Below are 17,697 nucleotides of genomic sequence, written 5' to 3' on the forward strand. Positions count from 1 at the left end.
GGCATTGACCACCCGAATCCTGATCGCGATCGTCGGCGTCGTGGCGCTCGCCACGGGCGCTGCCGTCTACATAGGACTAGCCGCGGCACGTAACCAGGACGCGGCCGCCGTCGGCACTGCCGGCTCGGTGACCCTCACCTCCGGTCCGAGGCTGCTTGCCCGGAGCACCGCGGACGCGGATCGCGGACACCTGGTCACCGTTTCCGCGACCGACCCGAGCGGTCCACGCGCTGTGTCGCCGGTGTCCTGCACCCGTGTTCACGTTGCCGGCGGCACCGGAATCTGTCTGCGCCAGGACAGTGACCTCACGACCGAGGGCGTCGTCCTCGACCAGCGGCTCGAGCGGAAGCGGGAAGTCCCGTTGTTCGGGTTGCCAAGCCGGGCCAGGGTTTCACCAAGTGGCCGGATGGTCGCATGGACCGTGTTCGTCACCGGAGACTCCTACAGCGGGGGGAGGTACTTCTCCACCCGCACCGGCATTCTGGACACGAAAACGGGCGACGGTACACGTACGCTGGAGGACTACGCGGTGACTGTGAACGGCGAGCCTTATTCGGCGGCAGACGTGAACTTCTGGGGTGTCACCTTCGCCAAGGACGACAATCGTTTCTTCGCGACCATGTCGACCGGCGGCCGCCGTTATCTCGTCGATGGTGATTTCGCCGCGCGCACCGTCCGTACGGTGCGGGAGAACGTCGAGTGCCCGTCGCTCTCCCCGGACGGTACGCGCCTGGCGTTCAAGTCCGCTGTGGACGGTGACCCAGCGAGGGGATGGCGGCTGTCAGTGCTCGACCTCGCCACCGCCGCCGTGACAGCACTCGCGGAAACACGCGACGTCGACGACCAGGCTGTCTGGATCGACGATCGCACTGTTGCGTATTCGATTCCCCGCGGTACCGGGCATTCCGACGTCTGGTCGGTACCCGCTGACGGTTCCGGAACGCCACGACTGGTGCTCGTCGACGGGGAATCTCCGGCGGTGCTGCGTTGAAGCCAGCCCCGACCCGCCTGCCGCATCCGGTCGCTCACCGGACGGGCACGCGACAGAGTCACGTGAGACACGGCCGCGTTCAATCCTGGTTCACGCGGTGCGGGGTGGGTCGACCAGTTCGATGCCTAGGGCGACGACGCCGAGGGCTTCGCGTTCGGGAGGGTAGATCTGCCGGATGTTCGCGAGTTGCTCGTCGCGAGTGGCCAGGGGGTTGACCGAGGCGACTTCCTCGTGGTCGAACATCTCGTCGAACGTGTCGTAGCGAGTTACCCGCGTGACACGGGTGACAACCTCGTCGCCCTGGCAGCGGAACCGGATCAGCGAGCCTTCCTTGATCTTGCGGCGGCTGGAGTCGTTGACGCGGATCTCGGTGGTCTTGCGGCCGGCGGCGATGAGGTCGAAGTAGCGCTTGTAGATGCCCATCTCATGGGCGCGGACGACGGGTTCTGCGGGACGTTGCGTCATGAGACGGCCGAGTTCCTTGACGGTGAACGAGCGGAAAAAGTGCTTGGGGTCGGTCAGCAGTTCGCTGACCATCCAGACCAGCGAGTCGACGTAGTTGTCGATCGAGCCGGGCCAGGCGGTGGTGTCGAGCATCCAGGGTTCGACATCGGCGGGCAGGGCACCCTTACCCTGCTCGCGCAACAGAGACTTGGACAGCTTCGCCCCAGTCGGGGCGAGCACCTGCGGCGTGAAGATCCGGATCGGTATGTGCGCGGGCGGGGTGTTGAGCGCGCCGAGCGCGCCGTCGACGAGTTGGCACCCGAAGGCCCAGTCGCCCCCTTTCATCATCACATGCAGGGTCTGGCCGTCTCGGCCGACAGTTCGTTCCTTGACCAGGTTGCGATAGAGGGTGGCCAGATCGAGGTACGGCTGGTCATCCTCGGGGTCGATGTGCACCTCGTAGGTGCCGTGGTCGAAGCAGACCGCGGTGAAGGTGGCGCCATCCTCGTCGAGGTGAGCGAGTTTGGTGCGGTCGGCGCGTTTCTCCGCCCAGCCGCAGTACGGGCAGGGGACGCGGATGTGGATGACGCCGTGGGAGGGCGCCATCCACCAGCGGATGTCCTCCAGGCGTTCCAGGGTGCGTAGGAACTCGGCCCGGAAGCCCGGGGTGGCTTGCTGGTCGGTGTAGGTCTCCACCTTGTAGTCGGTGTCGGTGGCCTGTGATAGCGAGGTGAAGAACGCGTGGTACTAGCTGTCGATCAGCTCGCTGATCTTGTCCTTGCCCAGTGCGTGGTAGTAGGTCTGCTGGTAGGCGGTGTGCGTTTCCGGGTCGAGCACTACCTCGTGGGGTGCGTTGTCCAGGGCGCCGAACCGCACGCCAGTGTCGATGGAGAACTCCCGCCGGGCGATCTTGGCGAGCAGGAACGCTGCGGTCTGGACCAGGTTCGTGCCCAGGTGCGGCGCGCCGTTGATTTGGGTCCCAACCACGAATTCGATCCGCGAGGGCCGCGTGGCCAGGACACGGGGGCGCAGGATGTCGATCGAGCGCAGCAGCGCGTTGGCCAGCACACTGTTGGGCGAGATCAGCAACGACGGTTTCCCGTTGCGGCTCAACGAGATCACGCTCCTCGGCCGGGTTTGGGCAGGCGCAGGTTGGCGCAGATGAAGTCCAGCCGCGCGTCGGCGGAGTCGGGGGCGACGAACACCGGTTCGTAGCCGGCGTCGTAGTAGCCCTGCACGATCAACTCGTGCACACGGCGGATCTCGCGGTCTTTGGCCCAGACGATGTCGTCGGGATCCTCGAAGGTGTCCAGCGGGTCGAGCACGAAGATCGCGTCGTAGCGGTAGCGCCGGGTGGCTTGCTCCAACTGCGGGGCCGGTCGCAGCCCGAAGAACCCTTCCCAGCCGTAGCCGTCCGGGATTCCCCTGTTATAGAAGCGAATTCCGCTTGTGTGCGCGGTGTATTCGGTGATGAACGCGTCGAGGACTTCCAAGGAGTACTCGCGGCGGTCCTCCTTGAGCAGGTGTCGGCCCAGTCGTTCGCGGTGCTTGCGGTAGATCTCTCGGCCGGGTTCCTCGGCCATGCAAGGGATCCCGGCGGCGTGGACCGCCTCGATCAGGTCGTCCTTGCCGGACGAGGGGCCGCCGGTGATGACGTAGCGGCGCGGGTCGCCGGTCGACGCCGCCTGCAGGGCGGCGGCCAAGGCCGGGTTGGTGGTGGTCACGACAGTTGTCCGTTCTGTTCATCGGGGGTGTTCTCGGGGGATGCGGGGCGGGCGAGGAAGCCGTGGGTCCAGACGTTGCCCAGCCCGGTTTCGCCGTGCAGGGCGGCGACGAACTGCTCGCGGCTGGCTCCGCCGGTGGCGGCCTCAGTCAGCCGCGATGCCTGCGCCGAGGTCAGGGCCGGGGTCCAGCCGGCCAGAGCGACTAGTTCGTCTGCTGAGGACTCCAGGTCGGGGGCGAACGCGGTGGTGTAGCTGATCGCCTCGGCGCGGGCCGCTGCCCATCGCCAGGCGGCGGTCACTGCCGTGCACAGGATGTCCATCCGGTCGGCCCGCAGGCTGATCAGTCGCTCGACGGCGAGCAGTTCGGCGCGGGCGGCGTAGATGGCCGACCACAGCCTGCTCAGCTGCTCCTCATGTTCGGCGACTTCCCAGGCGAACGGATCCGCCTGCACCGGCTGCCGCCCGGTGGCCGGCGCGAGCCGGGGCGCGATCATCACCGAGCGGGTGAATCGTTCGGCGTCGGCCAGCAGCTCCCAGGCGATCTTCTCGATCAGCTTGGGCTCGACTCGCTTGCGGAAGTGGTGGATCTCGTGTCCGGCCTGTTCGGCCGCAAGGTTCCGGCGAATGGTCAGGTTCTGGCCTGGCTCGGCCGGCGGCAGTCCGAACAACGCCCGCGCCGCCGAGGCGTAGCGGGTGTCCGGGAACCTGGCCAGCAGGCCGCGCAGGGTGCCGTCCAGCGCCGCGGTGCGGCTGGCCTCATCAGCGGGGTCGGCCGCCCTGGCGACAATCCCGCGCAGGTCGAGCAGGGCCGCATCCGCGGTGGCCGGGGTGACCGGCAGCCCGCGCCGCAGCAGCCGCCTGACCGAGGCGACCACCTCGTCCTCTACTGGGCTTTTTTTGGGCATGGGTTGAGTGAAGCACAATGCCCAGAAAAAGCCCAGTCTGTGCTCGGGTGTTGGGCGGACGCTGGCGCGATCAGCCCGCCGTCGACGACCCGCCCCCGTTGATGCCGTGAAGGTCTTCTTACCTTGACGGCGTTGAACCTGGATTCACCGTTGATCTTGGGTTGTGGTTGTGGTGGTGGGTGGTTGTGGTGGTGGGCTGGTGGTGTGTGGTGTGGTCGTGTGGGAGTTGCTGGTCTGCCCAGCTTTTCCACTGTGGTCTTTCGGGTTGGGCCTGGTCAGGCGGGTGGTTAGGGGTCAGGCGGGGTGGGGTGGGGCGTGGATGGTGGTGAACAGGTGGGTGAAGTCGTGGGCCCAGGGCCAGTCTTGTGGTAGTCGCAGGGTGATGTGGCGGGCGGTGCGGGTGACGCGGGCGGCGATGGTGATCAACCGGCGGCGCAGGGTGGTCAGCCGTGTTCGGGCGTGGGCGGGGCCGGCCAGGGTTGCGGTGGCGCGTAGGAGGTTGTGGGTCAGGGCGGCCAGGGAGAGCCAGGCGGCGTTGGCGGCGAACAGTCCGGACGGGAAGTGGGCCAGTGGGCCGGCCGCGAGTTCGGCGAAGACGTGTTCGATCGCGCCACTGCGTTGGTCGTGCAGACGCCAGGCGGTGGCCGTGTCGAAGCCGGCCGCGTCGGGCTCGGTGGTGGCGGGCCTGGTGGTGGCGGGCCTGGTGGTGTCGGGCTCGGTGGTGGCGGGCGGGAGGTTGGTGAACACCGCGTGGTAGCGCCAGGCTGGGAACAACTCGCCCTGCTCGTCGCGGGTGGTGATCCGGGTCCGGCGGACCAGTAGCCGGGCGGTGGTTTTCTGGCCGGGGTTGACGGTCGGGTTGGTGAACGCGGTGTGGCTGGTCTCGGCGATCTGGGCGGTGTGGATCAGCTGTCCGGTGTGCGGGTCGAGGACCGGGTCGCGGTAGGTGTGCTGTTGCCAGGCGTGCTCGGTGATCGCGTGGATCGCCGTGCGGATCGCGGAATGTTGTGGGGCGGTGATGGAGAACCAGGCCCCTTCGAGCGTGTCAGATGGTCTGTGTATGAGATCAACTTGTTGAAGGAGTACACAGGTGACCGTGACTGATGATCAGCTGCCGCCGGCTCGTCAGGCGATCAACGAGATGATCGATGCCGGGCTGTTGGACGATGTGATGTCCAAGGTGGACCAGGAAGGTCTGGCGCTGACCGGGACGGGCGGGTTTCTGCCCGAGCTGGTCAAAGCCGTGCTGGAGCGTGGGTTGCAGGGCGAGATGACCGGGCATCTCGGTTATGAGAAAGGCGATCCGGCCGGGCGCGGTTCGGGCAACTCCCGCAACGGCTCAAGCGGCAAAACCCTGTCCACCGAGGTCGGTGACATCGATCTGAGCGTGCCGCGGGACCGGGCCGGGAGCTTCGAGCCCCGTCTGGTGCCCAAGGGCTCGCGACGGGCCGGCGGTCTGGACGACATGATCATCTCGTTGTATGCGGGTGGGATGACCGTGCGCGATATCCAGCATCACCTGGCTCGCACGCTGGGCACGGAGCTGTCGCACGACACCATCTCCACCATCACCGACGCGGTGCTGGAGGAGGTCAAGGCCTGGCAGAGCAGGCCGTTGGAGGAGATCTATCCGATCATCTACATGGACGCGCTGGTGGTGAAGGTCCGCGATTGTCGGCGTATCCGGTGATGTGTCCAGGTGAGTACGAACTGATGTGTCCAGGTGTCAAGCGACGGTGGCGGTGTCCGTGATGGCGGCGAGTCGGTTCTTCAGCCGGTAGCTGGGGCCGTTGATGGGGATGACGTCGCAGTGGTGCAGGAGCCGGTCGAGGATCGCGGTGGCGAGGACCTCGTCGCTGAAGACTTGGGCCCATTCCCCGAAGTTCTTATTCGAGGTCAGAATGACGGAGCCTTTCTCGTAGCGCTTCGAAATAACCTGGAAGACCAGGTTGGCTTCGGCGCGTTCGAGGGGCTGATAGCCCACCTCGTCGATCACGAGGACGTTGGGCCGTAGGTAGGTGCGCAGAGTGCTGGTGAGCCGTCCGATCGCGTCGGCGGCTTTCAGGCGGCGGACCATGTCGTCCAGGGTGGTGAAGTAGACGGTGTAGCCGGCGCGGCAGGCAGCGACCGCGAGAGCGACGGCGATGTGTGTTTTCCCGACTCCGGGCGGCCCGAGCAGAGCGGCGTTGCCTTTGTCCTCAATGAACGAGAGCGTGGCCAAGTCTTTGATCTTCCGCGGATCCAGCTCGGGCTGGAAGGAGAAGTCGTAGTCGTCCAGGGTCTTGTGGTGCGGCAGTTTCGACAGGCGCAGGGCGCTGCGGAAGCGGCGTTCGTCGCGGACGGCGGCTTCCTCTTCCAGGACCAGGTCGAGGAACTCGAGGTATCCCATCTGGTTGTCCTCGGCGCGGCGGGCGAAGGTGTCGAGCTGGCTGGGCAGGTGGTTCAGGCCGAGCCGGGTGGCGGTGGAGCGGATGCGGGTGGTGACCAGCTCGTTCAACGGTGATCCTTCGTCTGCGGTAGTGCTGTGGTCCTGCTGGGTCCGGTGCCGGTGAGTTGTTCATAGACCGACAGCGGGCGGTGTTCGACCTTGATCTGTGCGGCGGCGGTGCGGGTGAGCAGCGCCTCCAGTGACCGGGGCCACGACTGTTCAGGCGCGGTATTGGGCCGCAGCGGGATGACCTTCCCGTCGTGGTCGTCGTCCTCGATGCTGGTGGTAACCGCGCGGGTGTGGCCGTCGGGCAGACCGTCCCAATGGGTTTCGTCGACGACCCGCTGGCCTCTGGTCGTGGCCCGGGGATGGACGGCCAGCAGGGTGCCGTCGGCTAGGTTGCCGGTCGTGGCCGCGTCGATGGATGTGGCATGCAGGCTGATGGTGTCGGCGGTGGCGCGGATCTCGACCAGCTGGCGGTGACGGACCTTGCGGGCAGGAACTGAGTAAAGGCTGGCGTCGAACGCGACCAGGCAGTCCTTGCCGACGTGCCGCAGATGCCGCTGCGTGACCAGATACGGACTGACTGGGATTGGGTGCAGGGCCGAGTGGTCACGGGCGGCGCGGTGGCCGATGACCTCGCCGTGCGTGCTGTGGACGCGCTTGCGCCGCAACGGGACCCAGGCGGTGAACGCCGAGTCCATCTCCTCCAGGCTGGCGAACCCACGACCGGCCAGGACGTGATCGCGCACGATCGCGACTTGGCGCTCGACCCGGCCCTTGCCGGTCGGGCGGTATGCGGCCAGCACGTCGATGTCGAAGTCGTAGTGCCCGGCGAACGCCACGGCTTCCGGATGCAACGGAACGGCCTTGCCTGGGGCGACATGCCGACGCACCACGGTCTTGGTGCGGTCGTAGACGATCGCCCGAGGCACCCCGCCGAAGTGCTCGAACGCCCGGCGATGGCAGGCGAAGAAGGTCTCCAGGTCCTGACTGGTGGTAAAGCAGCAGAACGGGTCGCGTGAATAGGACAAGGTCATGTGGAACGAGTAGACCTTCGGAATGCCGACATGCGCGAGGATCTGACCCTCGTCCCCCCAGTCCACTTGGGCCTGCGCGCCTGGGATCACCTCGAACCGGCGGTGCAGGAGCCCCAGCTCGTCCGGGGCGATACCCAGCTCGGCCGCGATCCTGGGACGGGCCTCCTGCAAATACAGCTTGACGCGCTGATAGTTGCCGGTGAACCCGTACTGCTCGACCAGCCGCTCGTGAATAACCGTGCCTTTCAGCAGCAGCTCTGAGCGCAGCCACGCATCGATCACCGGCGCCATCGCGGCGATCACCGGCGTGCGGGTCCCCTTGCGGCTGCTGCCTCGCGGCGGTCCTGGCCGCGCGTCGCTGGCCAGGTATTTGCGGACAGTCTGCCGGTGCAGCCCGGTCTCCCGCGCGATCGCAGAGATGCTCATCGCGCCGGACTCATACAAGCCACGGAAGCGACGCAGCTCCGCCCACCGCTCCTCGTCCAAGATCACCAGTGCCGTCCCTATACACACCCGCCAGGTCGCACGACAGCTTGACGATCACCAGCGCGTACCGACACCCCGACACGCTACAAAGTGGACACATTAACCCGTACGTGGCTGGTCACATGAGTCCGTACGCCGACAGCGATGGCCATCAGGTGCGCAACAAGGCCGCGCACATCGCCATCGGCGTGGATCTCGACGGCGTGAAACACGTGCTCGGGATCTGGGTGCAGGCCACGGAGGGCGCGAAGTTCTGGGCCGACGGTGTTGACGTGGGAGAACGCGTGGGACCGATTCGTGCCGTTCCTGGCGTTCCCGCCGGAGCTCCGCAAGATCATCTACACCACGAACGCGATCGAGTCGTTGAACTACCAGCTCCGCAAGATCATCAAGAACCGGGGGCATTTCCCGACCGATGACGCGGTGATCAAACTGTTGTGGCTGGCCATCCGCGACATCGAGGACAAACGCGCCCGGCAACGCCAGAAAGAGAAAGGCAAGCCCCGAGACCAACGCAAAGCCCCCGCACGGCTCGTCGAGGGAGCAACAGTCAGCGGCTGGAAACAAGCCCTCGGCGCCCTTGTGCTGCACTACCCCGACCGGCTAACCCACCACATCAACTAACCCTGAGTATTCATGGCGATCTTGATTCGGGCGCCGTGTCGGAACAGGGAAAAGTGCTCCTGAGCTGGGAAGATGAGGTTGCTAATGCCTGTTCTTACCTATGAAGCTCTGGAGCACTTTCGACGTGGATGTTACTGGGTGGTCGCGGGATCTGGCGGTAGAAGTCGGTGGGCGTGGCGTGGTCAGTCATGCCGGGACCGCGGCGGTGCGGTTGCTGGCCGACCGCACCGGGTTGACGGAAGGCTTGTCGCGGGCGATGGCGCGGCGTGGGTTCATGCCGGTGCATGACCGTGGCCGGGTGTTCGCCGACACCGCGGTGTTGATCGCTGACGGCGGGCGGGTCCTGTCGGATCTGGCTGTCCTGCGCGATCAGGCCGAACTGTTCGGGCCGGTCGCCTCAGATCCGACGTTGTGGCGCACGTTGGACGCGGTCGGTCAGGTGCAGCGCAACAAGATCGCCCGTGTGCGTGCCCGGATCCGCGAGCATGTGTGGTCGTTGATCGAGCGACGGCACGGCCGGATTCCGCCGTCGCGGGTGGCCGACCGTGATCTGGGCACGACCGTGGTGGTCCGGTTGGATGGTTCGCTGGTGATCGCGCACTCGGACAAACAACTCGCCGCGGGAACCTACAAGGGCAGCTTCGGTCATCATCCGCTGCTGGCCATGTGTGACAACACCGGCGAATCGCTGGCCCTGTTGCTGCGCACAGGAAGCGCCGGATCCAACACGACAGCTGATCACCTCGAGGTCCTCGACGCCGCGATCGCCCAGATCCCGGCGAAACATCGAAGGAACCTTCTAGTCACCGTGGACGGCGCGGGCGCCTCCCACGGTCTCATCAAGTACATCACCGCGCTGAACGCCAAGCCAGGCAGGCAGGCGCACTACAGCGTCGGCTGGGAACTCGGTGCGCGGGAACGAGCCGCGATCGGCCGTGTCCCCGCGAAGGCATGGCAGGCAGTGCTCGATCACCACGGCGATCCTCGGCCGCTGGACAAAGCCGGCGTGGTGGAACTGACCGCGCTACTACGTCACCACCCCGACGGGGACCAACTGGAGAACTGGCCGGCCGATCTGCGGATCATCTGTCGTCGTGAGAAACCCCACCCCGGCGCACAGTTGTCCCTGTTCGAAGAAGCCGACGGCTGGCGCTACCAACTGGTGGCCACCAACACCCCGGGCAGCGGTTCGGGCGCCACCGTCCAGTTCCTGGAAGCCCGTCACCGCCCGCACGCCCGAGTCGAGGACCACGTCCGCTGCGGCAAGCAAACCGGCCTCGGTCACCTGCCCTCCACCAAGATCGAGATCAACCGGGCCTGGTGTCTGGCCGCCACCATCGCCATCGACCTGCTCGCCTGGCTGCGCCTGCTCTGCCTTGAGGGCACCCTCGCCAAAGCCGAACCCAAAACCCTGCGCTACCGGCTACTGCACACCGCCGCCCGCATCGTCCGCGGCCAACGCAAACGCAAGATCAAAATCCCGGAAACCTGGCCCTGGGCCGACCCTCTCGCCGCCTGCCTCCGGGCAGCGCTGGCCCTGCCACCACCAACTCGATGACCCCTGTCCCTGCCCCTCGACCTGAAAGGCCCGCCCCCCAACCCGGCGCCCAGCCAACACCGGCGGCCGGGCTCGAACCCTGACCATCACCACACAGCAACCAACTCAAGATCAACATCCGAACCGGCACAGGCGGACACGTCACCCACGTGAATGATCAAGGCTAACCCAATTTACGATCACTTACACAGAAAACTTGACAAGCTCTGGAGAACCAGACCCCCTCCCGCACCAGCATCGTGATCAATTCCCCGACATAGAACCCGGAATCGCCGCGTACCAGCAGCGGCCCGGTCGCGCCCGCGGCGCGGGCGGTGCCCAGCGCGCGCCGGGCCAGCGAGCTCACCGCCCGGCGGGTATCGGCGTTGCCGCCCCGTAACCGGGTCGCCACGATCACCGGCCTGCCCGCCGCTGTGGTCAGGGTCGCGGCCAGCGTGTTCAACCCCAGCACCCCGGTGTAGCCGAACGCGGCCCCGTCTTTGCCCCGCCCGTAGACCTGGCTGATTTTCGAGTCCAGATCCAGCAACCCTAACCGGTCGGCCCCCGCCAGCAGCGGCGTCAGCTCCGCCAAGCGGGCCAGCAGCCGGGCGGAGAGTTTCTCCAGTTGAGCGACATGACCCATGCTGAACCAGCGCAGGAACGTGCCCACTGTGGACGGTGCGCGGATCCCGGTGAACAACCCCGCCATGCCGCCATGCCGCCATGCCGCACCAGGTCCAGATCACTGATCGAGTCCGCGCCCGCGGCCATCCCGGCCACGATCGTGCTGATCTTCGCGCCCGCGTTCGCCCCGACCGAACCACCCAGCCGGACCAGCTCATCGGCCAGCTCCGACAACCCCGCGTCCTCGGCCAGCCGCATCACCGGCACCAGGCCCGCGTGCGACACCAATCCCGGATCGTCGAACCTCACCGACACCGCGCCACGCGTATGCGATGCTTTCACTCAGCAGATGCCCTCTCACTCGGTCCGATATGTTTCTGTCACAAGAACAATCGTCCCAAGTCAGAGGGCATCTGCCCGTTCACGACACGACCAACCCACCAAGATCTTCGGTGAATCCAGGTTGAACGCCGTAAATCTTCCCCTCGCGCCGGCCTACCGCCCCGCACGGCGCGGCAAGCCTGAAACTCCTGGCATTGGCGTTGGACGCCCCTCGCGGGCGTGACCAGCGCCGGACACCACTGGTCAGGGGCTGATTCTGGCCGCGGCTACGGGGTGCTTGCGCACCGGGACGATCTGGTCGCTGATCACGCTCCATCGGTACCCGGCGAACGTGTGATCCTTGGTGTTGGCGTAGAAGACCATGTGGCCGTACCCGGCGCCGGTTTCTTCCGTGCTCGCGGTGATCCGGGTGTCCCGGTAGGCATTGCCTTGGCCGACGATGCCGTGCGCGGCCTTGGTGGTGTCGATGACCTCCAGCACGTACGCCGAGGCGCCGTCAAGGGCTGGGCCGTTCTGCTCGCGGCCGATGATCTTACGTACCAGCACGACGTGGCCGGTGAAGTCGTCCGCCTCCGGGTACTTGATCGCGATGAGGTCGCCAGGGCGAAGACCGGTGACCTTCGTGACCCTCTTGAAGTGTGGTATCGGTTTGTTGCCCGCGATCGCGTCGTGGTAGTCGCGGGCGAACGGGCTGGCATCGCCGAAATGGGTGCGGAAAAAGCGGGGGATGGCCCAGTCCGAGTACGTGTGTTTCAGCGTTTCGGTGACGAATGAGGCGCACCGCGAGACGTTTGTGTAGGTGGCGGGCAGGCCTGGCTGTCCCCACCGCACGGTGGTCTCCTCCCGCCCCTGCCGGTACCGGTTGTACTTCCTTTCCGCGGGCCAGCCGATGGTGTTGAGGTGGTCGATCAACTCCTCAGCGGCCACTTGGTGCGCAACGGCAGACTGCTGATGGCCGGTCACAAGGGTGTAGGTGTGCGAAGCCGGAGCGGTGGCGCCAGCCACCACGACCGTGACAGTGGTCGACAGGAGACTCAGGCGCAGTGTCGCGGCGAACATGACGGAGATGCTTTTCACCGTTCCTCCAAGCTCGGGAAACCACATGAGTGCTGCGCAACGCCGTGTTGGCGTTGCGCAGCCGAAGGTCAGCAGGGCTTCCCGGGCGCAGCTGTGTCAGACTGGTTGGCAGGCTTGGGGCCTACTGCGTCCGTGACTTCCTTGAGTGCCGCGCACAGGCTGGTTTCGGTGTTGCGCGGGAACATCTCCTGCAGCGCGTACCAGTAGAAGCCGCCGCCGATACCGTGGTCGGTGGCCAGTGCCGCCCGGGTGTACTGGTTTACCATGTAGGACTGAGCCGCGGCGATGCTCGCGTTGTCCAGAGCGCCCATCGGCCACACGCGGTTCATGTCCGCACACCACTCGTACACCGATGCTGCCCGGCGCCCGTCGCTTCCGCACCAGTAGCCCAGTTCGCCGATGCCCACCCGCACTTGCTTCTTGGACATCGTGGCCAGTTCGGACACTCTTCTGTCCAGAGTGGACATCACTCGATCGATGGAGATGCCAAGCGGGGCGTTGTCGGTGAAGATCGACAACAGCACGACGTCAACATCGGCCAGCAGGTCGCGTTCGACCCCGTCACGATCCGTCCACTTGAGATTGCCGGAGCCGGGGGCGATCCAGTTGAACGGTGAGTACATCCATGGTTTGGCGGACGGTTCCCCCGCACCGAACTCCCAGAACAGCGTCAGCACGACGGGTGTGGACGGGCTGTTCTGCTTGACCTCCCGAGCAGCGGCGCCGGCCTTGACGTGAATACGGTCACCTGGGCGCACCGGCGCACCACAGTTCTTGTTGTCGACCCAGCAACCGTTGACCTCGTTGCCGACCTCCCACGCGTCGATCCGCAGCTCAGGGTCGGCTGAACGCCCGTAGTGCTCGAGCAGGTTCCGTGTCCGTGTCACGTACTGCGGCGTGGTCAGCTCGGCCGCGGCGGACGAGTCGGTGATCTCGCCCATCACCCGCAGGCCCGCCTTGTGGGCGTTCCTGATGGCCGTGTCGTACTTGCTGAAGTCGACGGTCGTTCCGTTGTCGAGCTCGAACACGATCCGCACCCAGCCGTAGCCTGCCTGCTTGCCCAGCGGGGTGGTGGCCGCGACCATCCGGCGCCAGACCTTGTCATAGAACGGCACCGAACTCGACTCGACGATGGTGGTGCCCAGCCACGGCCGTGCGTCCTGGCCGGGCGGAGCCGTAGCCATCCGCTGTCGGGCGACGCGTGGCCCGTAGTCGGCCGTGAAGGCGTCATACGCGGTGTGCAGGGCACTGAGCGCGCGTTCGCCGTGTCGTCCTTGAACGGGCGGAGACAGGGAATTCCCCACCTTGCCGAGCTCGCTCGTGGCCTGTGCCAACGCGTTGGTGTATGCGGCCGGTGGCTTGTAGCCGGGGACGGCTGCCACTCGTGCCCGCAGGTGGCTGTCGATGTCCTTGGCCGCCTGGTAGTTGAACACCACCGGCTTGCTCGGGGCCTGGGCGTACCCTTTGCCACCGTTGTCCATGATCACGTAGGAATAGCCTTTGCCGGTCGGCCAGGCCAGCGCCAGCGCCGGTCCCTTGCCTGACCGCAGTTTCCGCGCGGTGAACGCCAGCCGCAGGTGACCGCTGCCGTCATTGGTCAACCGAACCTGGTTCTCCTCGCCGGGAAGCGCCTCCAGAGTGTCCGGGTCGAGAAGGACCTCGCTCCAGCGCTCGTCACCCGGGTCCTTCGCCGAGGTGTGGTGGATCACTTTGCGGCCGTCGCCGACGCTCAGCCGCACCGGCGCCCCCGACTTGTCGAGTACGTAGAAATCCACCAGGACTTGGTTGTCGGCCGCCTTGGCTTCTCCTGTGATCAGCGCGGCTGTTGCCATCGCTGTCGTCAGGACGGTCATCAGTTTGCGTCTTGTGGACATCGGATTCACGCCTTTCGTCCGCGTCCCGCGGGGATCTGCCCTGGGACAACGGGAACGTCGCATGTAGATCATGAAAGGACGATGAAGGGGCGGCGAGTGCCTCGGAGGATGGCGGAGTCGTGGTGATACTGGGCGAGTGCGGTTGTTGGTGGTCGAAGACGACGCGGCGTTGGCCGCTGTCCTCCTGCGGGGACTACGTGATGAAAGACACGCGGTCGACCACGTCAGCACGTTGACAGCGGCGGAGGAGACGTGCTTGTTCACGGACTACGCACTCGTCATATTGGACTTGGGCCTGCCGGACGGGGACGGGCTCGCGTTGTGCCGGCAGCTCAAGACCGAGGGCCGAACCCGGGTGTTCGTGCTGACCGCCCGTGACGGGTTGACCGACAAGGTGCGTGGGCTGGATGCGGGAGCGGACGACTACCTCACGAAGCCCTTTGACTTTCCGGAATTCGCGGCGCGGGTCCGGGCGTTGCTGCGACGCCCGGTGACCGTGGGCGGCACCACCATCGAGGCCGGAGAGGTACGCATGGACGTGGCGGTACACCGTGTGTGGCGCTCGGGCGTCCTCGTTCCGTTGACACCCAAGGAGTTCGCCCTTCTCCGGTATCTGATGGTCCGGATGGGACAGGTGGTGACCCGTACCGAGTTGCTCGAACAGGTGTGGGACATGCACTACAACGGAATGTCCAATGTCGTGGATGTGCACGTGGCGAGTTTGCGCCGCAAGCTCGATCTCTCGACCTCCCACGTACGGTTGGAAACGGTGCGTCGGGTGGGTTACCTGTTATATGTCCGCTGAATGCCCGATGCCAGGAGTCGATGGTGTACCTGCGACGCCTGCGGGCGCGACTCGCGTTGATCACGGGGTTACTCGTTGTGCTCGTACTCGGTGGCGCGGCGGTCTACGTCACCTACCAGGCGACGGAAGGCCTCTACCGCAAGGACTGGATGGGTGTTGTCGAGAAGCTCGGCAACCTTGTCGCCAGAGCGGATCACCTCGATGTCACAACGGAACGGAACGTCTGGAGCATCGCGCCAGATGGGACGATCACCGATTCCGGCGACAATGACTATGTTCCACCGCTGCTTTCGCTCGCCAGGGTCGCCAGGGTCGAAGGTTCGGACTTTCGTCGGATCGTCGACCGAGGTGATGACTACTTCGTGACCGCGCAGGCGCTCAGTGACGGGCGGGTGATCGTCGCGGCTGGCGACCTTGGTGAGACGGATGTGGTGGTCAGCCCGCCATGGTGGGTCATCGCCGCCGTCGTGGCCGCCGTCGCAGCCATGCTGGTGCTGGCCGTCTGGTTGATCACCGGCTGGATGATGCGGCCCGTGGTGCTCGGTCAGCGGTTCCAGCGCGACTTCCTGGCCGATGCGGCGCATGAGCTGCGTACGCCCCTTGCGGTCATTCAGGCGTCCGTGAGCCATGCTCTGTCCAGGCCGAAGGATGCCGTGGACTACGTGTCCGCGCTCAGCGAGATCCGCGTGGCTGCCGAGCGTGCCAGCACCGGTGTCCTGTTGTTGCTCGACCTCAGCCGGATCGAGACCGGCTCGGTCGAGCTGGTCCGTGCTCCGCTGCGGTTGGATCTGCTCGTCGAGGAGGTCGTCGCTTCGGCTGTCGCCGGCGGGGCTTCGGTCGAACAGGTCTCCGTCACTCCTGCCGTGGTCGACGCGGACTACGCGTTACTGCGCCATGCCATGGACAATGTGGTGCGCAACGCGGTCGACCGTGCCGACCGCGTCGGGGTTACCGTGACCACAAAGGACCGTGCGGCTGTGATCACGGTTTCCGACGACGGACCGGGTTTCCACCCGAATCTGCTGCCGCACATCTTCCGGCGCTTCACCAGAGGGGACGCCAGGGGCCACGGCATCGGCCTGGCTCTTGTCCGGTCGGTCCTCGTCCTGCACGGCGGACGGGTCGAGGCCGCCAATCGGCCGGAGGGTGGGGCCGACGTCCGCCTCCTGCTCCCGTTGAGCGACGCGCCCTAGCGTCGTCCATCTGTCCAATTAGGTCAGTGGCACCGCGCCGTTCCGGAGTCGGTGAACGGTGTCTCCGTGGCCGCGACGAAAGCCCAGTCATAGCTCGCCGGACGCAGCGTGAGCTTCAGGACGCCGAAGACATTGCTCTTGCGTACCAGGCTGTTCGGCATGACCGTCGCGAATCCGCTGTAGAACGAGCCACCCGTACCGACAACGATCTCGCGGATCCCGCGGACGTCGTCCCGTATTCCTGACGGGTTTTGCGGCGCGAACCGTTCATAGCTGTGCGCATGCCCGGCCAGCAGTAGATCCACACCGTGCTTGTACATGACGTCCACCAGCGGTGCCACGTCCGCGCTGGCGAAGCTGTTGGAACTCCACCGTGGCCGGTGTTGCAGTACCACGGTGCACTTGGCCGGATGCGCCGCGAGGTCGGCGCCAAGCCATTGCTGCTGCGGTGACCCGACAGCGCATCCCGTGCCGTCGCTGATCTTCGTGCACTCGGAGTTCAGCACCACCACGTGCCATTGGCCCACGTCGAAGCTGTACCAGCCTTCGCAGTCGCGCACACACCCCGGCTGCCGTGGAGTCGCGGCGTTGCCGAAGTAGGTGAAGTACCCGCCGCCACCGGGCGTGCCGTACTCGTGGTTGCCGATCACCGGGCGAGTGATCGGCTTCAACCGGCCCCACGACGGGGCATAGCCGGCGTTGAAGTCGGCGAGCGAACCGCTGTTGTACTGGGTGTCACCGAGCGCGAATACGGAGGTCGGGGCGATCCCGAGGACGAGATCCGACGTGGCCTTCATGCGACAGCGTCCTGGCGTGCCAAGACCGTTGTTGAAGTTCGGATCGGACGGCGTGCATGCGATGTCGCCCGCTGCGACGACCACCGGGTCGGGCGGCGGACCACCCAGAGCGTGTGGAGGGGCTACGACACTCGTGAGCCCGAGCACGAGAAGGACGGCGGACAAGGCCGCGATGCGGGATTCAGTGGCCACCGTGATCTCCGTGCAAGAGCTGGTCCAGCGTGTCCTGTGCTTCGGCGCGAAGCGTTGTTCCGTCGTCGATCCGATGGCGCATCAGGGGCAAGTCACCTGCCAGGCACGCCTGTGCGGCTTGGGCGAACTGCGCGATGCCGACGTTGGCGGCTGTGTTGAGCTGGGGGTGCGGTGCACGGCTGCCGTGCAGCAGTTGCCCGGACACACGAGCCAACTGCTCGCAAGTCGTCGTCGCCTGGCGGGACGACGTAGTCAGTTGTCTTGCCTTGACCAGCGTGTTGTTGAGCTCGATCTGAGGCGCCTCCCGGTCGCCGAGCCACTGCTGGATGCTGAGATGTTCGCCTGCCACCGCCTGCGGCGGCGCGTCCGACGTCGGCCAGCGAACACCGCCCAGCAGCATGCCGGCGACGGCTAACGCGGCCAGGCCTAAGTGCGTTTTTCTCATCAACCCGTACCTCCAGCGTCCTGCGCCTGAAACTCGTCGGCGGAGTGGGCGAACGTCTCGATACGTGAGCGTTCGGTCGACCAAAGAGTTTCTCGCAGATCAAGATGGACGTCGAGGTGTACGGGAACGTACCGGTTGGTTTTCGGAGAGGAAACACAAGGAGCCCCTT

At 66.0% G+C, this 17,697-nt stretch carries 18 protein-coding genes and 2 pseudogenes; 7 read left to right on the plus strand and 13 right to left on the minus strand.

The window, feature by feature from the left end:
- Positions 1-4 precede the first annotated feature (4 nt).
- Positions 5-991: a TolB-like translocation protein gene (locus LWC34_RS04910; RefSeq protein WP_233723205.1), complete on the plus strand. Its 987-nt coding sequence runs from the start codon at positions 5-7 to the stop codon at positions 989-991.
- Positions 992-1,081: 90 nt separating this feature from the next.
- Here LWC34_RS04910 and LWC34_RS57920 read toward each other — a convergent pair whose 3' ends face one another.
- From LWC34_RS57920 to LWC34_RS04935, 5 genes are all read right to left on the minus strand, one after another.
- Positions 1,082-2,131, minus strand: coding sequence for an ASCH domain-containing protein (locus LWC34_RS57920; RefSeq protein WP_233723206.1), 1,050 nt, complete (start codon positions 2,129-2,131; stop codon positions 1,082-1,084).
- A gap of 51 nt (positions 2,132-2,182) precedes the next feature.
- Positions 2,183-2,557 carry a hypothetical protein gene (locus tag LWC34_RS04920; RefSeq protein WP_233723207.1) on the minus strand — a complete coding sequence of 125 codons (375 nt, stop codon included), beginning with the start codon at positions 2,555-2,557 and terminating at the stop codon, positions 2,183-2,185.
- A complete protein-coding gene (locus tag LWC34_RS04925) occupies positions 2,554-3,159 on the minus strand; it encodes an AAA family ATPase (protein WP_233723208.1) in 606 nt (201 codons plus the stop codon). Before LWC34_RS04925 ends, LWC34_RS04920 begins: the two co-directional genes overlap by 4 nt.
- Positions 3,156-4,064 (minus strand): SDR family oxidoreductase, encoded by a 909-nt coding sequence (locus tag LWC34_RS04930; protein WP_233723209.1) that lies wholly within the window; start codon positions 4,062-4,064, stop codon positions 3,156-3,158. The genes LWC34_RS04925 and LWC34_RS04930 overlap by 4 nt, the downstream gene beginning before the upstream one ends.
- Before the next feature lie 294 nt (positions 4,065-4,358).
- Positions 4,359-4,838: a transposase gene (locus LWC34_RS04935; RefSeq protein WP_284051414.1), complete on the minus strand. Its 480-nt coding sequence runs from the start codon at positions 4,836-4,838 to the stop codon at positions 4,359-4,361.
- 99 nt (positions 4,839-4,937) lie between these two features.
- Here LWC34_RS04935 and LWC34_RS04940 point away from each other — a divergent pair, with 99 nt between their 5' ends.
- Both LWC34_RS04940 and LWC34_RS04945 read left to right on the plus strand, forming a co-directional pair.
- Complete coding sequence (locus LWC34_RS04940; protein ID WP_233723210.1) at positions 4,938-5,168, plus strand: hypothetical protein; 231 nt, start codon at positions 4,938-4,940, stop codon at positions 5,166-5,168.
- A 37-nt stretch (positions 5,169-5,205) separates the two neighbouring features.
- A pseudogene (locus LWC34_RS04945) lies at positions 5,206-5,751 on the plus strand (transposase); the annotation flags it as partial.
- Between the two features lie 39 nt (positions 5,752-5,790).
- On the opposite strand, the gene istB reads toward LWC34_RS04945, so the two are convergent.
- Complete coding sequence (gene istB / locus LWC34_RS04950; protein WP_233723025.1) at positions 5,791-6,561, minus strand: IS21-like element helper ATPase IstB; 771 nt, start codon at positions 6,559-6,561, stop codon at positions 5,791-5,793.
- Positions 6,558-8,024 (minus strand): IS21 family transposase, encoded by a 1,467-nt coding sequence (istA, locus tag LWC34_RS04955; protein WP_233723026.1) that lies wholly within the window; start codon positions 8,022-8,024, stop codon positions 6,558-6,560. Before istA ends, istB begins: the two co-directional genes overlap by 4 nt.
- Before the next feature lie 137 nt (positions 8,025-8,161).
- Between istA and LWC34_RS04960 the strand changes: the two are divergent.
- Together LWC34_RS04960 and LWC34_RS04965 are read left to right on the plus strand one after the other, a co-directional pair.
- Positions 8,162-8,642: pseudogene (locus LWC34_RS04960) on the plus strand (transposase); the annotation flags it as partial.
- 100 nt (positions 8,643-8,742) lie between these two features.
- A complete protein-coding gene (locus LWC34_RS04965; protein ID WP_233722402.1) occupies positions 8,743-10,200 on the plus strand; it encodes an IS1380 family transposase in 1,458 nt (485 codons plus the stop codon).
- A 163-nt stretch (positions 10,201-10,363) separates the two neighbouring features.
- On the opposite strand, the gene LWC34_RS04970 is transcribed toward LWC34_RS04965, so the two are convergent.
- The 4 genes from LWC34_RS04970 to LWC34_RS04985 all read right to left on the minus strand — a co-directional run bounded on the left by LWC34_RS04970 (position 10,364) and on the right by LWC34_RS04985 (position 14,096).
- Positions 10,364-10,822 carry a hypothetical protein gene (locus tag LWC34_RS04970; RefSeq protein WP_233723211.1) on the minus strand — a complete coding sequence of 153 codons (459 nt, stop codon included), beginning with the start codon at positions 10,820-10,822 and terminating at the stop codon, positions 10,364-10,366.
- Positions 10,759-11,145 carry a hypothetical protein gene (locus LWC34_RS04975; protein ID WP_233723212.1) on the minus strand — a complete coding sequence of 129 codons (387 nt, stop codon included), beginning with the start codon at positions 11,143-11,145 and terminating at the stop codon, positions 10,759-10,761. The genes LWC34_RS04970 and LWC34_RS04975 overlap by 64 nt, the downstream gene beginning before the upstream one ends.
- Positions 11,146-11,388: 243 nt before the next feature.
- Positions 11,389-12,222: a hypothetical protein gene (locus LWC34_RS04980; protein ID WP_233723213.1), complete on the minus strand. Its 834-nt coding sequence runs from the start codon at positions 12,220-12,222 to the stop codon at positions 11,389-11,391.
- 68 nt (positions 12,223-12,290) lie between these two features.
- Positions 12,291-14,096 carry a hypothetical protein gene (locus LWC34_RS04985; protein WP_233723214.1) on the minus strand — a complete coding sequence of 602 codons (1,806 nt, stop codon included), beginning with the start codon at positions 14,094-14,096 and terminating at the stop codon, positions 12,291-12,293.
- A 136-nt stretch (positions 14,097-14,232) separates the two neighbouring features.
- Between LWC34_RS04985 and LWC34_RS04990 the strand changes: the two genes are divergently transcribed.
- Together LWC34_RS04990 and LWC34_RS04995 are read left to right on the plus strand one after the other, a co-directional pair.
- Entirely contained in the window at positions 14,233-14,901 is a 669-nt protein-coding gene (locus tag LWC34_RS04990) for a winged helix-turn-helix domain-containing protein (protein WP_233723215.1), read from the plus strand.
- Positions 14,902-14,924: 23 nt separating this feature from the next.
- A complete protein-coding gene (locus LWC34_RS04995; RefSeq protein ID WP_233723216.1) occupies positions 14,925-16,094 on the plus strand; it encodes a sensor histidine kinase in 1,170 nt (389 codons plus the stop codon).
- A 23-nt stretch (positions 16,095-16,117) separates the two neighbouring features.
- Here the strand turns inward: LWC34_RS04995 and LWC34_RS05000 are convergent, their stop codons facing one another.
- Entirely contained in the window at positions 16,118-17,083 is a 966-nt protein-coding gene (locus LWC34_RS05000) for a metallophosphoesterase (RefSeq protein ID WP_233723217.1), read from the minus strand.
- Entirely contained in the window at positions 17,073-17,528 is a 456-nt protein-coding gene (locus LWC34_RS05005; protein ID WP_233723218.1) for a hypothetical protein, read from the minus strand. Before LWC34_RS05005 ends, LWC34_RS05000 begins: the two co-directional genes overlap by 11 nt.
- Positions 17,529-17,697 lie beyond the last annotated feature (169 nt).

This window comes from Kibdelosporangium philippinense (assembly GCF_021390435.2).
In the GTDB taxonomy this organism is placed as follows: Bacteria; Actinomycetota; Actinomycetes; order Mycobacteriales; family Pseudonocardiaceae; genus Kibdelosporangium; species Kibdelosporangium philippinense.